Source organism: Flavobacterium sp. GNP008 (genome assembly GCF_056428965.1).
The window spans coordinates 1-247 of record NZ_JBWJVL010000054.1; the positions used below are offsets into that span (position 1 = coordinate 1).

Consider the following 247-nt stretch of genomic DNA (forward strand, 5'->3'; position numbering starts at 1 on the left):
GCAGCATGCGGTTCAGCCAACTGTGGATGATGCCGTCGCCTGGACGCAGCGATACACCGCCACGGGTCATGATGAAGTCAGGCAGGGTGTGGTGGGTGGTCACGTCGATCGGCTTTGGATAGGCCGCGGTATGGCAGAAGGACTGCATCACCAGATCGGTCGAGAAGCCCAGGCACGCCAGGTCTTTCAGTTCATCACGGGTCATCGGACCGGTGGTGTCCTGGGAGCCTACGGTGGTCATCTTCGG

Annotated in this window: 1 protein-coding gene; it reads right to left on the bottom strand. The window is 61.1% G+C overall.

Annotated features, from left to right (window positions below; translation table 11 throughout):
- Nucleotides 1-247 (bottom strand): hypothetical protein (locus tag AC0608_RS13855; protein ID WP_478289487.1); only part of this gene is annotated, 247 nt, incomplete at both ends.